General features: G+C 70.2%; 16 protein-coding genes and 1 pseudogene. 5 read left to right on the top strand and 12 right to left on the bottom strand.

The features are described 5' to 3' along the window. Positions 1–35: 35 nt before the first annotated feature. The 4 genes from ACZ44S_RS10450 to ACZ44S_RS10435 form a co-directional block, all read right to left on the bottom strand. Positions 36–1652 (bottom strand): peptide ABC transporter substrate-binding protein, encoded by a 1617-nt coding sequence (locus tag ACZ44S_RS10450; protein ID WP_466926779.1) that lies wholly within the window; start codon positions 1650–1652, stop codon positions 36–38. 673 nt (positions 1653–2325) lie between these two features. Further along, the gene (gene typA, locus ACZ44S_RS10445; protein WP_190161426.1) at positions 2326–4233 is read right to left on the bottom strand and encodes a translational GTPase TypA; all 1908 of its coding nucleotides are present in this window, start codon (positions 4231–4233) and stop codon (positions 2326–2328) included. A 150-nt stretch (positions 4234–4383) separates the two neighbouring features. Continuing rightward, entirely contained in the window at positions 4384–5025 is a 642-nt protein-coding gene (locus ACZ44S_RS10440) for a hypothetical protein (RefSeq protein WP_466926776.1), read from the bottom strand. 115 nt (positions 5026–5140) lie between these two features. Next, positions 5141–7375, bottom strand: coding sequence for an ABC transporter family substrate-binding protein (locus ACZ44S_RS10435; RefSeq protein WP_466926773.1), 2235 nt, complete (start codon positions 7373–7375; stop codon positions 5141–5143). Positions 7376–7665: 290 nt separating this feature from the next. On the opposite strand from ACZ44S_RS10435, the gene ACZ44S_RS10430 reads away from it, so the two are divergent. From ACZ44S_RS10430 to ACZ44S_RS10415, 4 genes are read left to right on the top strand one after another with little or no spacing between them, the layout of a single operon-like run. Next, entirely contained in the window at positions 7666–7959 is a 294-nt protein-coding gene (locus ACZ44S_RS10430) for a hypothetical protein (protein ID WP_466926771.1), read from the top strand. A gap of 19 nt (positions 7960–7978) precedes the next feature. Continuing rightward, positions 7979–8815: a hypothetical protein gene (locus ACZ44S_RS10425; protein ID WP_466926769.1), complete on the top strand. Its 837-nt coding sequence runs from the start codon at positions 7979–7981 to the stop codon at positions 8813–8815. 16 nt (positions 8816–8831) lie between these two features. Beyond that, positions 8832–10766: a fumarate reductase/succinate dehydrogenase flavoprotein subunit gene (locus ACZ44S_RS10420; protein ID WP_466926766.1), complete on the top strand. Its 1935-nt coding sequence runs from the start codon at positions 8832–8834 to the stop codon at positions 10764–10766. Then, positions 10763–11539 (top strand): succinate dehydrogenase/fumarate reductase iron-sulfur subunit, encoded by a 777-nt coding sequence (locus ACZ44S_RS10415; RefSeq protein WP_466926763.1) that lies wholly within the window; start codon positions 10763–10765, stop codon positions 11537–11539. The genes ACZ44S_RS10420 and ACZ44S_RS10415 overlap by 4 nt, the downstream gene beginning before the upstream one ends. A gap of 53 nt (positions 11540–11592) precedes the next feature. Here ACZ44S_RS10415 and ACZ44S_RS10410 read toward each other — a convergent pair whose 3' ends face one another. Further along, entirely contained in the window at positions 11593–12018 is a 426-nt protein-coding gene (locus ACZ44S_RS10410) for a MerR family transcriptional regulator (RefSeq protein WP_466927459.1), read from the bottom strand. Positions 12019–12088: 70 nt separating this feature from the next. On the opposite strand from ACZ44S_RS10410, the gene ACZ44S_RS10405 reads away from it, so the two are divergent. After that, positions 12089–13366, top strand: coding sequence for an MFS transporter (locus ACZ44S_RS10405; protein WP_466926760.1), 1278 nt, complete (start codon positions 12089–12091; stop codon positions 13364–13366). 99 nt (positions 13367–13465) lie between these two features. Here ACZ44S_RS10405 and ACZ44S_RS10400 read toward each other — a convergent pair whose 3' ends face one another. The 7 genes and pseudogenes from ACZ44S_RS10400 to ACZ44S_RS10370 form a co-directional block, all read right to left on the bottom strand. Further along, positions 13466–14761 carry a M48 family metallopeptidase gene (locus tag ACZ44S_RS10400; protein ID WP_466926758.1) on the bottom strand — a complete coding sequence of 432 codons (1296 nt, stop codon included), beginning with the start codon at positions 14759–14761 and terminating at the stop codon, positions 13466–13468. Between the two features lie 134 nt (positions 14762–14895). Then, the gene (locus ACZ44S_RS10395) at positions 14896–16137 is read right to left on the bottom strand and encodes a glycoside hydrolase family 18 protein (RefSeq protein ID WP_466926756.1); all 1242 of its coding nucleotides are present in this window, start codon (positions 16135–16137) and stop codon (positions 14896–14898) included. A 92-nt stretch (positions 16138–16229) separates the two neighbouring features. Continuing rightward, entirely contained in the window at positions 16230–16790 is a 561-nt protein-coding gene (locus ACZ44S_RS10390; protein WP_466926753.1) for a GNAT family N-acetyltransferase, read from the bottom strand. A 33-nt stretch (positions 16791–16823) separates the two neighbouring features. Further along, entirely contained in the window at positions 16824–19463 is a 2640-nt protein-coding gene (locus tag ACZ44S_RS10385; RefSeq protein ID WP_466926750.1) for a SpoIIE family protein phosphatase, read from the bottom strand. A gap of 267 nt (positions 19464–19730) precedes the next feature. Further along, positions 19731–20138 (bottom strand): ATP-binding protein, encoded by a 408-nt coding sequence (locus ACZ44S_RS10380; protein WP_466927457.1) that lies wholly within the window; start codon positions 20136–20138, stop codon positions 19731–19733. A 184-nt stretch (positions 20139–20322) separates the two neighbouring features. Continuing rightward, on the bottom strand, positions 20323–20736 hold the full coding sequence (locus tag ACZ44S_RS10375) for a (deoxy)nucleoside triphosphate pyrophosphohydrolase (RefSeq protein ID WP_466926747.1): 414 nt from the start codon (positions 20734–20736) through the stop codon (positions 20323–20325). Positions 20737–20804: 68 nt separating this feature from the next. Further along, positions 20805–21026 (bottom strand): annotated as a pseudogene (locus tag ACZ44S_RS10370) (hypothetical protein); the annotation flags it as partial. Positions 21027–21120 lie beyond the last annotated feature (94 nt).

Genomic DNA, 21120 nt, shown 5'->3' with positions numbered 1-21120 from the left:
TTTACGGCCGAATGGGAAGAGCCCTTGGGTTCCTCTTACTTGGTGGTGACGGCCCACACTTCGAGGTCACCGTGGAAGTCGACATTGACGTTGTCGACGTTCTTACCGTGGCCGCCGTTGATGCGGTAGTACCAGAGCGGGATGGCCGGCATGTGCTCGACCAGCTTCTTCTCGACCTCCTGGAAGGCCTTCACCGACTCCTCAAGGGAACTGGCCTGGTCGGCCTCGTTCATCAACTTGTCGATCTCCTTGTTGGAGAAGCGACCGTTGTTGGCCTCGGCGGTGGTGTGGTAGAGCTCCTTCATGAAGTTGGCGTTGACCGGGTAGTCGGCGACCCAGCCACCGCGGTACATGCCCTTCACCTGGTCGTTGTCACGGGCCTCGAGGTCCGTGGCGAAGTCCGGCTTGGGGTCGCCGACGCAGTCGACGCCGGTGGCGTTGCGGATGGACTCGCAGACCGCGGTCACCCACTCCTTGTGCCCACCGTCGGTGTTGTACTGAACGGTGAACTTGTTGCCCGGAACGCCGCCGCCCTCTTCGACGAGCTGCTTGGCCTTCTTCGGGTTGTACGTGAACACGTCGGTGTCCAGGTCCTGGTTGCCCTTGACGCCGGGCGGGGTGAAGGACTTGGCCGGTGTACGGGTGTTGTTCAGAACCGTCTTGGTGATCGTCTCACGGTCGATCGCCATCGACAGGCCCTGCAGGACCTTCGGGTCGATGTCCTTGAAGGTCTTGGAGTAGAACGCCGGGGTCAGCGTCTGGATGGCCGCGTACGGCTGCTCGATGGCGCCGTCGCCGAGGTCCTGCTTGTACTTCGGCAGGTCCGTCGGGCCGACCTGGCGGATCATGTCCAGGTTGCCGGAGACGACGTCCTTGTAGGCGGCCTCGAGCGTCGTGTAGGCCTTGAACTGGACGCCCTTGTTCTTCGCCTTGTTCGGGCCCTGGTACTCGTCCCAGGCCTTGACCTGGATGAGCTTCTTGTGGTCCCACTTCTCGAACGTGTAGGGACCGTTGCCGATCGGCTTCTGGCCGAAGGCCTTCGGGTCGTCGTAGAAGACCTTGGGCAGCGGGGCCCACGTGGCGTAGCCGAGCTTGTAGTTGAAGTACGGCATCGTGTACTTCAGCTCGATGGTGAAGGTGTGGTCGTCCACGGCCTTCAGACCGGACATGGTCTCGGCCTTCGGGTCACCCTTCTCCGGGTGGACGTCGTCGTAACCCTTGATGTCCTGGAACCAGAAGGAGTTCTGCTGGTTGTTCTTGATGTTGGCGTACCAGTTCCACGCGTCGATGTACGACTTGGAGGTGACCTCTTCGCCGTTGTGGAACTTCCAGCCCTTCTTGAGCTTGACCGTCCACGTCTTCGAGTCGTCGGTGGTGACCGACTCGGCGTTCGTGTAGACGATCTCGCCCTGGGCGTCGAAGTCGAGCAGCTGGGTGAACAGGGACTGGATCACGTACGAGCCGTTGGACTCGTTGGTGTCGGCCGGGATCAGCGGCTTCTGGGGCTCGCCGACGTCGATCGAGACGTAACCCTCGGGCCCCGAGCCCTTCTTCTGCCCCTCGTTGTCACTGTCGCTGCCTCCACAGGCAGTAGCAGCCAGCGCGACGACTATCGCACCCGCGACCCACTTGGCGCTCTTGGCACCGCGCATGGGTTCCTCCTCATGAGTCCATTGGTTCACCGCAAAGGGGAGCACACGACAGCCCACCGTCCACCGCCCGTCGTCGGTGTAGGAGATCGTCAGGTGCCCCCGCGCTCGTGAGCTGCGCCGTCAGCGCGCGGCTCGTTGATCCGAGCTCTACCGGCCTAACTATCTGCCATGCACCGTGACCGAACCACACCCCCGAGGTATCGGTTCGATCACAGATGGGGCCTACATCTTCCAAAATCCGGACAAACCCTTTGGTGAAAGATCCTTACGAAACGGACTTGTTACACACCTATCGGGATCGCCTGTCCGAATATCGGACACTCTCCGGGGGAAATCCGATTGCGAGTAGCGTGGCCGCCGTGCATGGCACCTTCGGGGCTGCTGCGTGCTCAGCACGCCTGGCCGGCAAGGCCTTTGGTCATGCCCGCGGGCCCGGATGCGCCGGCGCAGATCGCGCCGTTCCCTGAGGAGGGTAGTGCGATCGAACCGCTTCGACGATGCGTCCCGGCCAGATCAAGGGTTTTCCCCCTACCGAGTCCGGCCTGGTCCCTTTACCGCGTTTCCTCGATGCGTCCGCCGACGTCCTCGGCTCCCTGACACCAACGGCGCCGGCCAACCCGTGCAACGGGTGACCGGCGCCGTCGTCCGTGCCGCAGAAAGTCTCCTGCCGCCCTCAGCCGTGCTTGGCGCGGCTCGCGGCGCGGGCGCGCTCGCGGGCGTCCAGGTTCACCTTGCGGATGCGGATGGCCTCCGGGGTGACCTCCACGCACTCGTCGTCACGGCAGAACTCCAGGGACTGCTCCAGCGACAGCTTGCGCGGCGGAACGATCGACTCGGCCACGTCGGCCGTGGACGACCGCATGTTGGTGAGCTTCTTCTCCTTGGTGATGTTGACGTCCATGTCGTCGGAGCGGGAGTTCTCGCCGACGATCATGCCCTCGTACACCTCGGTGCCGGGCTCGACGAAGAGCACGCCGCGCTCCTGCAGGTTGGTCATCGCGAACGCGGTGACCGCGCCGGAGCGGTCGGCGACCAGGGAGCCGTTGTTGCGGGTGGTCAGCGTGCCGAACCAGGGCTCGTGGCCCTCGTGGATGGAGTGGCCGATGCCCGTGCCGCGCGTCTGGGTCAGGAACTCCGTACGGAAGCCGATCAGACCGCGGGAGGGCACCACGAACTCCATGCGCACCCAGCCGGAGCCGTGGTTGGACATGTTGTCCATGCGGCCCTTGCGGACGCCCATGAGCTGCGTGACCGCGCCCATGTGCTCCTCGGGGACGTCGATGGTCATGCGCTCGACGGGCTCGTAGACCTTGCCGTCGACCTCCTTGGTGACCACCTGCGGCTTGCCGATGGTGAGCTCGAAGCCCTCACGGCGCATCTGCTCGACGAGGATGGCCAGCGCCAGCTCGCCGCGGCCCTGCACCTCCCAGGCGTCGGGGCGGTCGGTGTCCAGCACGCGGAGCGAGACGTTGCCGATCAGCTCGCGGTCCAGACGGTCCTTGACCTGGCGGGCGGTGACCTTGCGGTCCTTGACGGCCGCCTTGTTGTCCGCGCCCTTGCCGGTGCCGCCGCGGCCGACCAGCGGGGAGGTGTTGGTGCCGATGGTCATGGAGATCGCCGGCTCGTCCACCGTGATCAGCGGCAGCGGAACCGGGTTCTCCGGATCGGCCAGGGTCTCACCGATCATGATGTCCGGGATGCCGGCGACGGCGCAAATGTCACCGGGCGCCGCCTTCTCCGCGGGCTTGCGGGTGAGCGCCTCGGTCATCATCAGCTCGGAGATGCGCACATTGGCCACGGAGCCGTCGCGCTTCATCCAGGCGACCGTCTGCCCCTTCTTCAGCTCGCCCTGGTGGACGCGGAGCAGGGCGATACGGCCGAGGAAGTTGTCGGCGTCGAGGTTGGTGACGTGGGCCTGGAGCGGGGCGTCCTCGTCGTAGGTCGGCGCCGGGATGTAGTCCAGGATCGTCGAGAAGAACGGCTCCAGGCTGGTGGAGTCCGAGGGGACCGTGCCGTCCTCCGGCTTGGTCAGGGAGGCGACGCCGTCGCGGCCGCAGGCGTAGACGATCGGGAACTCGATCTGCTCCTCGTCGGCGTCCAGGTCGAGGAAGAGGTCGTAGGTCTCGTTGACGACCTCGTCGATCCGGGCGTCCGGACGGTCCGTCTTGTTGATGCAGAGGATGATCGGCAGCCGCTGCTGCAGCGCCTTGCGCAGCACGAACCGGGTCTGCGGCAGCGGGCCCTCGGAGGCGTCCACGAGCAGCACCACACCGTCGACCATCGACAGGCCGCGCTCGACCTCGCCGCCGAAGTCGGCGTGGCCGGGGGTGTCGATGATGTTGATCGTGATGGGCTCCCCGCCGTCCTTGGGGTGGTACTTCACCGCCGTGTTCTTGGCGAGGATCGTGATGCCCTTCTCACGCTCCAGGTCGTTCGAGTCCATCATGCGGTCGTCGACCGAGTCGAGCTGGTGGGCGGCGAAGGCGCCGGCCTGCTTCAGCATGCCGTCGACGATGGTGGTCTTGCCGTGGTCGACGTGGGCGACGATGGCGACGTTGCGGATGTCGTGGCGCGTGGCCATATAAGGCGTACTCCCGGAGTGCTGAGGAATGCCCCGCACGAGCGTCTGTGGTGTGCGGGCCCTGCCGGGCTGAACACGCCACGGCCTCACCCCATGGTACGGGTGCGTCGACCCCGGCACAGTCCCGAAGGTGTCTGCGCAGCTCAGCGGTCAGGCAGCCGTCTCCGCCGCGACGGATCCGGCCGGGCACCTCTCCCGGGCGGCGGTGCGGCCGGCCGTGGCGTCGGCGGCCTCCTCGGAGCAGGGCAGGAAACCGGTGCCGGTCCCCTCCCAGGTCCGCACCCGGCCCCGGACCGGCTCCGCGCTCCCGCAGGTGTACGTGAAGTCGGCCTCCACCAGGTCGACCCAGCCCCACGCGTAGTACGCGCCCTTCAGGTCGCCGGTCGCCGCCTCGAAGAAGTGGTCCTCGTCCGCGCGCTCGGTCTCCGAGGGGCCCGCGAGGGGCTCCTCGGCCTTCAGGTGGGTGCCCAGCGCCTCGATCACCACGGCCGCGCCGACGCCCCGGGGCGCGCCGGTCACCGAGGGGCGGTGGACGAGGTCGCCGACGGGCTCGAGGCGGGCCTCGTAGGAGTCGGTCCTCTTCTCGAACCGGATCGGGTCGGCCAGCCCGGTCAGTTGTTGCGTCCGCCGGATCCCGGACCACGTGTAGGCGGGGTCCGCGCACGCCGTGGCCGCGGCCGTCGTCTTCCCGTCCGCCCCGCCGTCCGGGTCCCCCGTGCATCCCGCGAGGCCCGCCACCAGGGCAGCGGTGGTCAGGCCCGCCACCATGAGACGTCGTACGGCACCGCGCATCCGCCGGCCCCTTTTCCCCCCGTGCACGGCCGCCCCGCGTCCGCACTGTGATCGTGTCGGTACTCATCGTGCGGGCGCCGGACGGGGGTGGCAAGCCAATTGAGCGTTCGCTGAGCTAACCGGCGGACGGGGCCCCGGGCGACGGGCCCGCCGCCGGCTTCGCCCCCTTCTTCAGGAAGCCCATGTCCTCGTACACCGGCGTGCGCAGACCGAAGGCGCCGACGTTGGCCAGGTTCTTGCGGGCCGCGGTGAGCTGGGGGCGCTGGTAGAGGGGGATCGAGCCGGCCGCCGCCCAGATGCGGGAGTCGGCCTTGCGGAGCAGGGCGTGCCGCTCGGAGTCGTCGAGGGTGCCGATGGCCTGGTCGAAGAGCTGGTCGACCTGGTCGGTGCCGACGCGGGTCCAGTTCTGCTCGACGTTCAGGGAGCCGTCGGCGGCAGGGACGGGCTTGGAGTGGACGGGGCGGGCGTCGGTGGCGGGGAAGGCGGTCGCGGGCCACGAGTACAGGGCGAGGTCGTACGCGCCGGAGGCGATGTGGTCCTTGAAGTAGCTCTCGTCGTCGACCTTGCTGATGTCGGTGCGGATGCCGATCCTCTCCAGCATCCCCGCGATCCGGCCGGCCACGGTGGCCAGCATGTCCGAGCCCGGCCCGGTGGGCAGGACGAACCGGAGGGTGAGCGCCTTGCCGTCCTTGGCGACGGGGGCGTCCTCGGCCCGGGCCGGGGCGGCGGTGCCCTTGGGGGCGTAGGCCCCGGGGGCGCCGCCCTGCCGCAGGGGCTGGGTGCCGGTGCCGGAGTCGCGCGGGGCCTTGTTGTCGCCGCCGTCCCCCTCCCCGTCCCCTTCGTCGCCCCCGTTGTCCTCGCCGACGATGTACGTGCCGTCGTCGCCGCCCTCCGACTCGCTCCCGGAGTCCCCCTCGGCGGAGGCGTCCTCGGAGGCGTCCTCCCCCTCCGCGCCGGCCGCCTCCTCGCCCTCGTCCTTCTTCTTCTCCTCCTTGACCGGACCGCCCGGCACCCAGCCGGCGTCCGCGAGCAGGGCCCGCGCCTCCTTGGCGTCCTGCTTGCCGAGGGCGCCGCTGTTGTCGGCGTAGGCGGCCTGGCCGGCCAGCGCGAGGTGGCTGCCGACAGGCTCGGCGGGAAGGCCCAGCGGCTTCAGCACCGCCTCGGCGAGGGCCCGGCGGTCCAGGGCGCGGGCCACGGCGCGGCGGACCCGCTCGTCGGCGAGGGGACCGTCGGCGCCGTTGAGGGCGAGCTGGGTGTAGGCGGGCTCCAGTGACTTGCGCACCTCGAAGCCGGTGAGGGCCTTCTGCTGACGGGCGTACTTGGCGGCCTTCTTGCGGAGCTTCTTGCGGGCGGAGATCTCCTCGTCGGCGGCTTCCTCGTCGGAGCCGTTGGCGACCGCCCAGGAGCGCAGCGCGTCCGCGGCGGAGCGGTCGGCGCCGGGGCCCGCGAGGGGGCTGCTCTCGCTCTGCGGAAGGGCGGCGACGGTGATGCGGCGGGCGGCGGAAGGATCGATCTCGGCCAGGTCGAGGGTGCCGGCGCTGAGCGCGGAGATCCGCTTGTCGCGGGGTACGGCGCGCAGCACGATCCTCGAGAGCCTCGCCGGGTCGCCCCACCAGCGCGTGTTGCGGGTGAGGGTGACCTCGTCCTCCTCGGTGTCGACCTTCTGCACCGTGAAGGGGCCGGCGGTGACCTTCAGCTTCTTGCGCGCCCCGTCGTTGAAGGAGTCGGGCGTGCCCATGACCTCCTTGGGGTAGAGCGGGGTGAACAGTGACCTCCAGTCGGCGTAGGTGCGCCGGAAGGTGACCTTGACCTCGAGGTTGTTCTTGCCCCGCTCGATCTTCTCGATGCGGTCGTAGCCGGCGTTGCGGGCGGTCCAGTAGGCGGTGTCCTTGCCGGACAGGGCGCGCCACTGGGCGGCGAAGTCGGCGGCGCCGATCTCGCGGCCGTCGCTCCAGACCGCCTGCTGGTTGAGCTTGTAGACGACCACCTGCCGGGGCTCGGTGTCGACGACCTCGGCGGACTCCAGATAGTCGGGGTTGCGCACCACCCGGCCCCGGCCGTCCATCCGGTACAGGGACGGCAGCACGGCCTGGGCGATCCGGGAGGTGGTGGCGTCGGCGTCCGCCTGGAAGGTGTTCAGGGTGTCGGGGACGGTGTCCACGGCCCAGCGCAGGGTGCCCCCGTCCGCGATCTTCGCCCGGTCGGCGCGTGCGATGTCCGCTCCCGCCGCCGGCTTGCCCGCGGGGTCGTCGGACCCGCATCCGGCCAGCGCGGGCACCGCGAGCAAGCCGGCGGTGAGGAAGGCGACCGAGCGCAGAGCCGCGCGCGGGCCGATGCCGTCGTGGGACATCTCTGGGTACCTCCGGAAAGCCGCGGGCGTTACGATCACTTTTGGTGGTATTTGGAGCTCATCCGATGTATGCGGCCCACTGAAGAGGAAAGGGTTCGGCAACTCGGGGCGACACGGCGGCCACGGGTGACAAGCCCACCCGTGCGGCGCAACGCACCGTGCGGTGCACCCATACGCCTCGGCCAATCGATGCACATCCCTTCACAGCGCAAGGTGTGACGCGCAACACTCGCAGGCGCATGAACGTTGCCGCCTTGGGCCAGAGGGACCCGTGGAAGTGAGGGCAAGTCATGTCCGTGCACGACGAACTGACATCCGTCCAGCGCTGTCTCGACGACCTGATCCGGTCGGTGGGGCGCCTGGAGAAGCAGATGGGCAGCGGCGGCCTGGAGATGCGCCGCGTCCGCGCCGACACCAATCACCTGCGCGAGAGCGTCGCGCTGCTGCGGGAGACGGCCGCCGCCACCGCGGCACCGCAGAAGCGGCCCGATCTCGTGACCATCTCCGACACGCCGTACGACCCCACGCTGTGGGTGGACACGGACGACGAGGGTCTCGGCGCCCGCAACCGTCACGCCCCCTGACCCCTACCGGAGTGGACAAGTGGCCACTGGCACGGAACCTCCTGCCACAGAACCCCATCACCCGAGCGGCGGCGTGAGAACCGGCACGCGCGCCGCGATCGCCGCCCCGCACCTGCGGACCGACCGCTGGTGGCTGGCCCCGGCCGCCACCGCGGCCGGGCTGCTCGCCTTCATCGTCTACTCGACCTGGCGGGCGTTCGCAGACGCCGACTACTACGCGGCGCCCTATGTCTCGCCGTTCTACTCGCCGTGCCTGGCGGAGAACTGCGAACCGATGAAGGCAGGGCCGAACTGGGAGCTCTTCGGTAGCTGGTGGGGCATCTCGCCGGCGATCATCATCCTGATCTTCCCGCTCGGCTTCCGGCTGACCTGCTACTACTACCGCAAGGCCTACTACCGGGGCTTCTGGGCGTCCCCGCCGGCCTGCGCGGTGGCCGAGCCGCACACCAAGTACACCGGGGAGACCCGCTTCCCGCTGATCCTGCAGAACATCCACCGGTACTTCTTCTACGCGGCGATCCTGGTCGCCGGCATCCTGACCTACGACACCGTGCTCGCCTTCCGCGACGAGGACTACAACTGGGGCCACATGGGTCTGGGCACCCTGGTCTTCCTGGTCAACATCGCGCTGATCTGGGCGTACACCATCTCCTGTCACTCCTGCCGGCACATCGTCGGCGGGAAGCTGAAGCACTTCTCCAGGCATCCGGTGCGCTACCGGATGTGGCAGTGGGTGGGCCGGCTGAACGCACGGCACATGCAGCTCGCCTGGGCGTCGCTGCTGAGCGTGGCGCTCGCCGATTTCTACGTGTATCTCGTCGCGTCCGGTGTCTTCGACGATCCGCGCTTCTTCTAGCTGGGGGCCTTCACTGATGTCCGTGGTCGACCGACAGGAGTGGGACGTCGTCGTGGTCGGGGCCGGCGGCGCCGGTCTGCGCGCCGCGATCGAGGCGCGCGAGAGGGGCGCCCGTACGGCCGTGATCTGCAAGTCGCTGTTCGGCAAGGCGCACACCGTGATGGCCGAGGGCGGCATCGCGGCGGCGATGGGCAATGTCAACGCCGGTGACAACTGGCAGGTCCACTTCCGCGACACCATGCGCGGCGGGAAGTTCCTCAACCAGTGGCGGATGGCCGAGCTGCACGCCCAGGAGGCCCCGCAGCGGGTGTGGGAGCTGGAGACCTGGGGCGCGCTGTTCGACCGGACGAAGGACGGCCGGATCTCGCAGCGCAACTTCGGCGGCCACGAGTACCCGCGCCTCGCCCACGTCGGCGACCGTACGGGTCTGGAGCTGATCCGCACCCTCCAGCAGAAGATCGTCTCGCTCCAGCAGGAGGACTTCCGGGAGACCGGGGACTACGAGTCCCGGCTGAAGGTCTTCCAGGAGTGCACGGTCACGCGCGTGCTGAAGGACGGCGAGAAGGTGAGCGGCGTCTTCGGGTACGAGCGCGAGACCGGCCGGTTCTTCGTGCTGGAGGCGCCCGCCGTGGTGATCGCCACCGGCGGGATCGGCAAGTCGTTCAAGGTGACGTCGAACTCGTGGGAGTACACCGGCGACGGGCACGCGCTGGCGCTGCTGGCCGGGGCCCCGCTGCTGAACATGGAGTTCGTGCAGTTCCACCCGACGGGGATGGTCTGGCCGCCGTCGGTGAAGGGCATCCTCGTCACCGAGTCGGTGCGCGGGGACGGCGGGGTGCTGCGCAACTCCGAGGGCAAGCGGTTCATGTTCGACTACGTCCCGGACGTCTTCAAGGAGAAGTACGCGGAGTCCGAGGAGGAGGGCGACCGCTGGTACGACGACCCGGACCACAACCGGCGCCCGCCCGAACTGCTCCCCCGCGACGAGGTGGCCCGCGCGATCAACGCCGAGGTGAAGGCGGGACGCGGCTCCCCGCACGGCGGGGTGTTCCTGGACGTGTCCACGCGGATGCCGGCCGAGGTGATCAAACGGCGGCTGCCGTCGATGTACCACCAGTTCAAGGAGCTGGCGGACGTGGACATCACGGCGGAGGCGATGGAGGTCGGGCCGACCTGTCACTACGTGATGGGCGGTATCGCCGTCGACTCCGACTCGGCGGCGGCGCGCGGGGTGCCGGGGCTGTTCGCGGCCGGTGAGGTGGCCGGCGGGATGCACGGCTCCAACCGGCTGGGCGGCAACTCCCTCTCGGACCTGCTGGTGTTCGGGCGCCGGGCGGGATGGCACGCGGCCGAGTACGCGGGCTCGGCGGGGGGCGTGCGGCCCCGCGTGGACGACGTACAGGTCGACACGGCCGCCGCGGAGGCCCTGCGCCCGTTCTCCGCGGAGGGCGGGGAACCGTCCGAGGGCCCGCCGGAGAACCCCTACACCCTGCACCAGGAGCTCCAGCAGACGATGAACGACCTGGTCGGCATCATCCGCCGCGAACGCGAGATGGAGCGGGCCCTGGAGAAGCTCGCCGAGCTGCGGGTGCGGGCCGGCCGGGCCGGGGTCGAGGGGCACCGGCAGTTCAACCCGGGCTGGCACCTCGCCCTCGACCTCAGGAACATGCTGCTGGTCAGCGAGTGCGTGGCCCGCGCGGCACTGGAGCGCACCGAGTCGCGCGGCGGCCACACCCGCGAGGACCACGCGGGGATGGACCGGTCCTGGCGCAACGTCAATCTGCTGTGCGCGCTCGCCGACGGCGCGGACGCTCCCGCGGCCGACGACGCGGCACGCGGCCGGATCGCCCTCACCCGTGAGACCACCGAACCCATCCGCCCGGACCTGCTCGCCCTCTTCGACAAGGAGGAGCTGGTCAAGTACCTCGCCGAAGAGGAGCTCTACGAGTGAGCAGCTACGAGGCCCGCTTCAAGGTGTGGCGGGGGGACGTGCAGGGCGGCGGCCTGGAGGATTTCAAGGTCGAGGTGAACGACGGCGAGGTGGTTCTCGACATCATCCACCGCCTCCAGGCCACCCAGGCCCCCGACCTCGCCGTGCGCTGGAACTGCAAGGCAGGCAAGTGCGGATCGTGCTCGGCGGAGATCAACGGGCGTCCGCGGCTGCTGTGCATGACCCGCATGTCGGTGTTCGACCGGGACGAGACCATCACCGTGACCCCGCTGCGGGCCTTCCCGGTGATCCGGGACCTGGTGACGGACGTCGGCTTCAACTACACCAAGGCCCGGCAGGTTCCCTCCTTCGTGCCGCCGGAGGGGGTCGGTCCGGGCGAGTACCGGATGATGCAGGAGGACGTGGACCGGTCACAGGAGTTCCGCAAGTGCATCGAGTGCTTCCTGTGCCAGGACACCTGCCATGTGGTCCGTGACCACGAGGAGAACAAGCCGGCGTTCGCCGGACCGCGTTTCCTGATGCGGGTCGCGGAGCTCGACATGCATCCGCTGGACGCGGCCGAGGACACCGGCCTGGACCGCAAGCGCACGGCCCAGGACGAACACGGCCTCGGCTACTGCAACATCACCAAGTGCTGTACGGAGGTCTGCCCCGAGGGCATCAAGATCACGGACAACGCGCTTATCCCGCTGAAGGAACGGGCGGTGGACCGCAAGTACGACCCGCTCGTGTGGCTGGGCAACAAGATCCGGCGCCGCTCCTCGGCGGGCTGAGTGCCCCACGGTCCCGGTCACGGCCCGTCCGGGCGGTGCCCGGCTGTTGCGGGTCATGACGTTGCTGACACCACCGACGGGGAGTTCGGTGTCCCGTGAGAGCTGGCGGGCGGCAGCGCTCGACATCGTCCGACTTCGGTCAGGTACTCGCTCATCGCATCACGGTTGCGGATGAGTACGTCGATCCGCTCGGTGAGCCGGTCCCGCTCGGCGGCCAGCAAGGCCAGCATCTCCGGTGTTGCATCGGGAAAGTGGATCGATCGAGGTTTGTCCAGGCATGGAAGTATCTGCTTGATGATGCGGGTGGGGAGTCCCGCATCCAGCAGGCCACGGATTTGGTTGACCCTGTCCACGTAGCGGTCGTCGTACTCCCGATACCCGTTCGCGCCCCGGTCCGGGACAATCAGCCCCTGCTCCTCGTAGTAGCGAAGTAGTCGACGGGACGCACCTGTACGTCGCGACAGTTCACCGATCCTCACGCCCGTCGAAGCTACTCGGCGCACCTCGACTTGACCATCACATCTATGTGAAGGTTTGAAGATTCGGTCCATGACCACCACGTCTTCTGACACACAGTCTCGTACGCGACAGGTCGGCCTGCCATGGTCGGCGCTGTTGGCACTGGGGACTGCCGTCTTCATCACGAGCTTGACGGAGACTCTGCCTGCCGGTGTACTGCCCGAGATGTCGGCCTCACTGGGCACCAGTTCAGGTGCTACCGGCCAGGCCGTCACCGTCTATGCGGCCGGTACGGCATTGACCGCGATCCCGCTCGCCTCGGCGACAGCATCTGTTCCGCGGAAACCACTGCTGCTCGGCGCCATGGCCGTCTTCCTGGTGGCCAACACGCTGACTGCGGCTGCACCGGCATACATCGTCCTGCTTGCGGGCCGGTTCCTCGCCGGTGTGGCCGCGGGCCTGGCGTGGGCGATCCTCGCCGGCTACGCCCGTCGTATCGCACCAGTCGGCTTGGAAGGCCGCGCCATCGCAGTGGCGATGACCGGGATCCCTGTGGCGTTGTCCTTGGGGGTTCCGGCCGGCACGCTGATCGGTGAACAGGTCGGATGGCGGGCGGCGTTCGGCGCTGTCTCCCTGGTCACTCTTGCCGTCATCGGCTGGATCAGCGTGTCCGTCCCCGGCGTGGAGCAACCCGCCGTTGAACAGGCTGACACCAACCGTCCGGACCCCGCACCAGAATCAGCGAAGTCGTCCCTGCGGCAGACCCTGGCAGTGCCCGGTGTCGCGGCGATCATGGTCACTGTCACGACGTTCGTTCTCGGGCACACGATCATCTATGCCTACATCGCTCCCTACCTGCAGCACGCCGGGCTCGGGTCGGCGACCGACGCGGTTCTCCTTGCTTTCGGTGTCGCATGCCTGGTGAGCATGTGGTACGTCGGACGCCATGTCGACCGCCGGCTACGGGCGCTGATGGTCACCGGTGCGGTGCTTTTCACTCTCGCCACCGCGGCCCTTGCCGTCACCACAACACACGCCATCGTCTGGGTCGCGGCTGTTCTTTGGGGCCTGGGGTGGGGCGGTGCCCCGACCTTGCTGCAAACCGCAGCCGGACAAGCCGGAATGCGGCGCAGCAGCATGGCCGCTGACACCGCGCAAGCCGTCCTCGTCACCCTCTGGAACGCCGCGATGGCCCTTGGCGGCATCGTCGGTGGTCTCCTGCTGCAGAGCTCGGGCGTCACCGTGGTCGCCGTGTCAGCCGCCACCCTCGGAGCAGTCAGCCTGCTCATCGTCGCCTGGGCCCGACACCACGCATTCCGCAACACTCAGGACACGCCATGGCACACGCCAACGCACCCCAGAGCTTGAAGGACGTCGGTGGGCATCTCCAGGGCGACCGCATCGAAGTAGGTCAATCGCTACCGCCACCACGGCGAGCTTGGGCTGCACGACAGAAGCTCGACGCCGCTACATCCAGCCGTCGAAACCGTGCCGGACGATGGTGCGGGTCATGGCGGTGCGAGCCGCGGCGAGTTCGGAGGTGATGCGCCGTTCCCGGTCGGTGTCCATCGTCACGGCGGCGGGCACGGACGGGCCGGTCAGCAGGCACCTGCGCCTGAGGTGGGTCGGTGGATGGGTGGAGTCGACGCTGTGCCCCCGGCGAGCGCCGACGCGACGCCGCCGTTCGTACTCGTCCTCGGGAACGGACGCCGCATAGGCGCCGAGCCGCTCCCAGATCCCCTCCGCACCCGCCTCGGCCGCACGGATGCCGCGACTTCCCCCGGCGGCCGCCTTGTTGGCCTCGCTCCGGAGGAGGACCTCGATCGAGTCCGTCACCAGGAGCCGGTCCATCAGCTCGACCGCCGCCTCGGTGGACCCGGCACGGGCGGCCGCACGGTCGGCCAGGTACTCGGCTCGCCGGCCGGCCCGCAGCATCAGGTGGTCGAGCAGGAACAGCACTCCTCGCAGGAGCAGGCGCGGTACGGCGTAGAACAGGTTGACGAGCAGTTCGACAGCGTCCGGGTGGGGGGTCGGGGCGAGGTAGTAGTACCAGGTGGTCAGCGAGCGGTACGCCGTCGCCACGACGAAGCCGTGGCGGGTGTCGCCGTTGCTGTAGTGGCCGAGTTCGTGGCCCAGCAGCGCGACCTTCTGCTGCGGCGTGAGCATCTCCCACAAGGGCAGCCCCAACCGCAGTGCCCGCCGTCCGCGGAGACCGACCTCCTGGACCCCCGCGTTGATCTCCGTCTCGATCGCGATGCGGTCCACCCCGCGCGTACCCACCACCTCGGCGATCTCGTCGATCAGCGCATAGAGCTCGGGCGCGTCCTCGCGCAGCAGGACCGGGGCCGTGTCGCCCAGTCTCGCCACGCGCGGCCTGAGCGTCCAGGCGATCAGCAGGAGGAGGGCTCCCAGCACCGTTCCGAAGCCGCCCCACCCCGCCACAAGACACCAGATCCCGCCGAGGGCCAGGGCCGCGGTCACTCCGTGCACGACGAGCGCGAGGGCGTAGGCGAACAGCGAGGAGGCGTCACGCCGGGCGCGCAGAGTCCCGCCGGCCGTCACCTCGGCCAGCAGTTTCTCGCCGTACCGCCGGGCCAGGGCACGGCGAGCACGGTGCAGCCTGTCCCCTTCCCCCTGCTCCGGGCCCGGATCCGGGTCCACGTTCCAGTCGCAGGCACGGCACCACGTGACGAATGTGGTGTCCGTGCTGACGGCGGCACCGCACTCCGGACATGAGCGGACCTTCTCCTCGGTGGTGCGCACGGCCGCGCCCTCCCCCCGACACCGGCCCCTCCCCAGAGGCCGCCTGTTCATGACAGCCAGAGAAGATCACGCCGTCCGGCCGGCGTAAAGATCTTCCCGAGCCGAAGGCCGAACCGTGATCCCAAAGAGACCGCTCAGTTCACCCAGCCCTCCCGGTACTCCTTCCAGTTCGTCTCCGTCGCCGCGAAGTCGATGTACGGGGCGACGCCGAAGAGCTCACGGTCGGGGTCCGTCCGGGAGAGGCCGAGGCGGGCGCCGCGGACGGCGGCGGCGACGGTCTCGGCATGGCCCCAGTGGTCGAAGTTGCTCTCGTGGTAGAACGGCAGACCGATCAGCAGGTGGGTGGTGGGCGGGGTGACCTCCAGCGCGAGGGAGGTCTGCTGGGCCACGAAACCGCCGTAGGTGCCCTCCAGTGGCTGGGCGGTGTCGTACGTCATCACGGCGATCTGGTCGACGCGCCGGGCGACCTGGCCGAAGAACTCCTGCGACCACCACTTGGGGTGTGCGGTGAAGAGGCCGAAGACGGAGTGCAGCGCTGGGAGCGGGTCGATCTGGTGGGCGGCCACGGACAGCTGCGCGTCCTCGGCGCGGGTGACGGCGCGCAGGTCGTCCAGGAGGGAGAGGTAGTCCCGGTCGCCGGAGTGCAGGGGCTCCAGGTCGAGGTGGACGCCGTCGTAGCCCACGTCCAGGACCTGGCCGGCGCTGCGGACGACCTCCGCGCGGGTGGCGGCGCGGTCCAGGTGCAGGCCGTCGGGACCCCCGTTGGCGAGGACGTCCCCGAGGAAGGCCTGGACGCGGACGCCCGGCAGCTCCCGGTGGACGGCGTCGATCAGCCAACGGGCGCGGGGGTAGGCCGACTTCGGCAGGGTTCCGTCGTGCTCCAACGGTCCGGAGTGGACGTACAGGTCACGGATCCCGGTGTCCGCGAGGCGGCGGGCGAGCGCGGTGACGTCGGCGTCCTTCTTGCGCCCGTCGACCCAGGCGTGCCCGAGCCACAGGGCGTCCCGGTCACGGGTGTACGTCCCCCCCGCCGGGTCTCCCATGTAGTTGACGCGCAGGGCCGTCCCGGCGGCGAGCAGCGGCACGAGCAGCACGAGGGCGACGGCCAGGGCGACACGTCTGGTCCGGCGGACCCAGGGTCTGCGACGCCGGCCGGCCGGGTCGCCGGGGGCGGGCGCGGCCGGGTCGCCGTCGGCCGGCGCCGGCGGGGAAGCCTCACCGACGGGCTCTCGTCGGGGAGCCTCGGCCCCTGCGTCGTCCGGGGCACTCGCTCCAGCGGACTTCGGCGAGGACGCCCCGCCCTCCGCGTCGACCGCCTCCGCCTCGGCCGGCTCCGGGGACGAGGTCGCCGGTTCCTGCGGGTCCGTACGTTCCATGCCGGCTCACCCCTCGCCCGGCGACTCCCTCGGGGCCGTCGCGTTGTTGATGTTGAGGGGGAGGACGAGGGGAACGGGCGTTCCGGTTGCGATCACCCGGCGGCGGGAGCCCGGCGTATGTGCTGGTGGCCGTCGAGGGGGAAGGCCGGCGGGGCGGCGGGGAGCACACCGGACAGCGCGAAGCCGCTCTTCTGCGCGACGCGGCAGGAGGCCGTGTTGTCGACCTGGTGCAGCAACTCCAGGCAGGTCAGGCCCTGGTGCGCGAAGGCGTCGAAGGCCCAGTCGGCCAGGGCCGTCAGAGCGCGCGGGGCCACTCCCCTGCCCCGCGCATGGGCCGCCGTCCAGTAGCCGACCTCGGCGGAGGAGGAGGGCGTGGTCGCGCGCTTGAGGACGACGTCGCCCGCCGGCCGGGCGTCGGATGCCCCTGTCTCCCGCACGGCGAACGCGAAGCGCTCACCGGCCTCCCAGCCGCGCTGCTGCTCGGCCACCCAACGCGCCGCGCTCGGCTCGTCGTGCACGGGCGCGGCCGCCCAGCGGCGCAGGGCCTCGTCCCGGTACAGCTCGGCGAGGACCGCCGCGTCCTCCGGGGCCCAGGGACGCAGAACGAGCGCGCCGGCCTCCAGGCGTACCGGAGTTGCCGGGGTGAGGTGCATGGCGCACAGCGTACCCACCCCGTCGGCGCCCCCTCAGAACAGGCTCAGCAGGGCCTCCGCCGGGTCGGTGAGGGTGGTGTCGGCGCCGGGGAGGGGGAGTTCGAACCACACCGTCTTGCCGCGGGGGGTGCGGCGGGAGCCCCAGGCCGCGCTGAGCAGGCCCACGAGCTGGAGGCCGCGGCCGCCCTCGTCGGTGTCCCGGGCCCGCCGGCGGCGGGGCTGGACCAGGCCCGCGTCCCAGACCTCGCAGACCAGGGTGCGGTCGAGCAGGAGCCGGAGTCTGATCTCCCCCTCGCCGTACCGCAGGGCGTTGGTGACGAGTTCGCTGACCAGGAGTTCCGTGGTGTCGATCAGGGGTTCCATGTCCCAGGCCGTCAGCCGCGCCCGGGCGTACTCCCGGGCCCGGCCCACGCTGCGGGGCTCACGGGGCAGGGTCCAGTCGCCGACGGAGTCGGCGGGCAGTCCCTGGACGCGGGCCATCAGCAGGGCGATGTCGTCCTCGCCGTGGTGGGTGTCCAGGGTGTTGAGGACGTGGTCGCAGACGTCCTCCAGGGGGGCGGAGGGATCCGTCAGGGTGCCGACGAAGGCTTGGAGGCCCTCGTCGAGGGGGTGATCGCGGCTTTCGACCAGTCCATCCGTGTAGAGCGCGAGCAGGGCGCCTTCGGGCAGTTCGACCTCGACCTCCTCGAAGGGCTCCCCGCCGACGCCGAGCGGCATGCCGGGCGGCACGTCCAGCATCAGCGCGGGCTCGCCGGGTTCGACCAGGACGGGCGGCAGATGGCCCGCGTTGGCGAAGGTGCAGCGCCGGGTCACCGAGTCGTAGACGGCGTAGACGCAGGTCGCCAGGTAGACCTCGGACAGGTCCGCCTCGCGGGGGCGGCGGGCGGCTCTGGTGGCCTGCTGGACGCCTCCCGCGAAGGCCTGGGAGGGGCCGCCGGGGGCGCCGAGCCCGCGGGCGATCTCGTCCAACTGGGAGAGCACCTCGGCGGGTTCCAGGTCGAGCTGGGCCAGGGTGCGTACGGCGGTGCGCAGTTCGCCCATCGCCACGGCCGCGCGCAGCCCGCGTCCCATGACGTCACCGACGACCAGCGCGGTGCGGTGGCCGGGCAGTTCGATGACGTCGAACCAGTCGCCGCCGACCTCGCTGGGCCGTCCGGTGGCCGCGTTGCCGGGCAGGTAGCGGCAGGCGATGTCGAGGCCGGAGGCCTCCGGGTCGCCGGGCGGGAGCAGGGACCGCTGCAGTATCAGCGCGCGTTCGTGCTCGCGCCGGTACAGGCGGGCGTTGTCGATGCAGACGGCGGCCCGGGCCGCGAGTTCGACCGCGAGGTCGCGGTCGCGGTCACCGAACGGTTCGCTGCCCTTGGTGCGGGCGAACTGGGCGAGACCCACCACGGTGTCGTGGGCGACCATCGGCACCGCGAGCGTGGACTGCACCAAGCCGCCGTCCTCGCCGGGGACGGTCTGCGGGCGGGCGGTGCGCAGGGCGTCGGCGCAGGGCGAGTTGAAGGCGTAGTGGTGAACGGCGCCGAGCTTGACCGGTTCCCCGGTGCCGCTGAACGGCGCGTCGGAGACCGCGCTGGCGAAGGCGACCCTGCGCACCTCGGCGCTGCCGTCGGCGAGCCCGGGCGGGGTCTCGTCGCCGGCCAGCAGCCCCTGGTAGAGGTCGACGGTGGCCAGGTCGCAGAAGCCGGGGACGACGACGTCGAGGAGTTCGCGGGCGGTGGTCTCCAGGTCGAGGGAGTTGCCGATCCGGGCGCCCGCCTCGTTGAGGAGGGCGAGATTGCGCCGCGCGGCTGCGGCCTCCCGGGCGGCGGCGCGGCGGGCGGTGATGTCGGTTCCGAGCCAGGCGATGCCGATGGGCCGGCCGCTGCCGCTGTGCACGCGGTAGAGGTTGACGGACCAGTGGCGACGCTCGTCGGAGCCCGGGACGAAGCCCGTGACGTGCATGTCCGTGATGGAGTCGCCGGATTCGAGGACCCGGCGCAGGGTCGCCGCGACCCGCTCGGCCTCCCCGCGCAGCAGATAGTCGTGGACGCCCTTGCCGCGGTGGTCGTCGGGGGTGCCGCCGAAGATGGACGCGAACCGCTGGTTGGCGCGGCGTACCCGCAGGTCGGGGTCGATCAGCAGGAAGCCGAACGGAGATTGGCCGAATATGGCCTGCGAGGCGGCGAGGTCGGTCTCGATGCGGCGCAGGGTGCGGACGTCGACGACGATGCAGACGGCGGCCTTCTCGCCCTCCTCGGTCCGCGTCGGCATGACGTAGACCTCGGCGAGGCCCTCCCGGTCGCGCTCGTCGGCCACCAGCGTGTCCGGCAGCCGGAAGGGCACCACTCCGGTCCACTCGCGGCCGTCGAGGATCTCGGCCATCTTGCGCTGACCGCGCTCGCGCCGGACGGGTTCGATGAACGCCTCGATGGGGTCCACGCCGACGGCCCGTTCCGCGGGGATGCCGAAGATCTGCTCGGCGCGCAGGCTCCACTGGTCGACCAGCCCGTCCGGGCCGATGGAGAAGGAGGCGACCTTGATGTAGTCGTACATGGAGCCGGGCGGACTGCTCTGCCACATGCCGTCGCCGGACGGAGCGTCGCCGGGGAGGGGGCCGTCGGCGGCCCTTCCCCTCGCGCCGCCCTTCGAGTCCTCGGACTCCGTGGCCTTCGCTGGTATCTCGCTCACGCGAACCGTCCCCTCCAGCTCACCGCGTCCGGCACCGGTCACCGGGGGCGGCTGCCCGCAGTATCCAGCACTACGGCGCCGCACGACACGGTGTTCACGATCACAGCACGGTCCCGATGCTTTTCGGTCCGCGCCGTGAGAACACTTCCAGTCTTCTAACCAGCGGACACGTCGTCGAATCCCCCTCTTCGACAACCTCCACAGGCCTGAACCGGTCACTCGACGGAAGGTTGCGGCGCGTACACCGGTGAACGCCCGTGCGAGGTCTCATCCGGGCACCGCCAGTTCGAACCACACGGTCTTGCCGGCGGCGCCGGGCCGGGTGCCCCAGCGGCGTGAGGCGGAGGCCAGGAGCTGCAGTCCCCGTCCGCCCTCGTCCTCCGGCCGGGCTTCACGTTCGCGCGGGGGGTCGGGGAGCGGGTCGGAGACCTCCACGAGGAGGACTTCGCCGCGTTCGGAGGGGCGTACCAGGCGCACGCCCACGGGGCCGGTGGCGTGTCGCAGGGCGTTGGTGACGAGTTCGCTGACCAGGAGGGCGGCGAGGTCGCCGATGTCGTCGAGGTCCCACAGCCGGAGCTGGTCGCGGACGGCGGAGCGGGCGGCGCGCACCGCTCCCGGGTCCGCGTTGAAGGTCCACGCGGCCCAGTCGCCGTCGCTGTCGGTCACGCGGATCACTTCCCCGCCGAGGGAGTGAGGGAGTTCCGTGAGGAGGTCCACCCATGTCCGGTTTCATGGGGTTAATGGGCACATACCCGATATCCCGGACGGAGTACCCCGTTCGACGGCGCATCGTGGCGCGCACGGCGCGGGAGGGCGCCCACGCTCCGTCACCCCCGCGTCCGCACGCCGGAGTCACGCTTCACACGCCCTCGCGGAGGCCGAGGTGGGCAAGGGTGTCCCGGACGGCCGGCACGTCGTGGTCGAGCCAGTCGACGTCCCAGATCCGCTCGGGGGTGAGCCAGCGCAGCTCGTCGTGGTCCTGGAGGGGTTCGGGGGCGGCGGACCCGGGGCGCAGCCGCGCCGTCCACACCTGCATCACATACGGCGCCCGCAGCGCCCACTCCCCCGGTACCCGCTCGGCCGCCTCGGCGTCGACCCCGAGTTCCTCGCGCAACTCCCGTACGACGGCGGCGTCCGGGGCCTCTCCCGGTTCGACCTTGCCCCCGGGCAGCTCCCAGCGCCCGGCCAGCTCGGCGGGCGCACTCCGCCGGGCGGCGAGCAGCCGCCCCTCGTGCCACAACGCCGCCCCGACCACCACGACCCGCTCACTCATGCGCCGGAGCCTACGGGAGACGCCGGAGCCTACGGGAGACACGGGCCGGGACCCGTCGGCGGCCGGGGTCAGTCCGCGGAGGTTCCGTTCTGGCTGATCCGCTCCACCCAGTAGAGCTGTTGGTGTCCTCGCCCGTCGAGGCTGTCCGCGATCCTCTCCGCCTCGGCGCGGGTCGCGTACCTGCCCACCCGGTAGCGATTGCCGTTGTCGTCCTGACGCACGACGAGCCAGGGAAGTGTCACCGTGCCGTCGTTCATCGCTCCCCTCCACTTGCCGCCCGCGGCCTGTGCCGCGCCCCGCCCGGTAAGGAAACCGCAGTCCGCATATGCCCGAGCCTACGCCTTGCCTTCACTGAGCGAATACGCCTTTTCACAAAGAGGTACG

Source organism: Streptomyces malachitofuscus, assembly GCF_055571035.1.
Note: the sequence above shows the minus strand (reverse complement) of the source record. Positions and strands in the feature narration are given on the sequence as shown.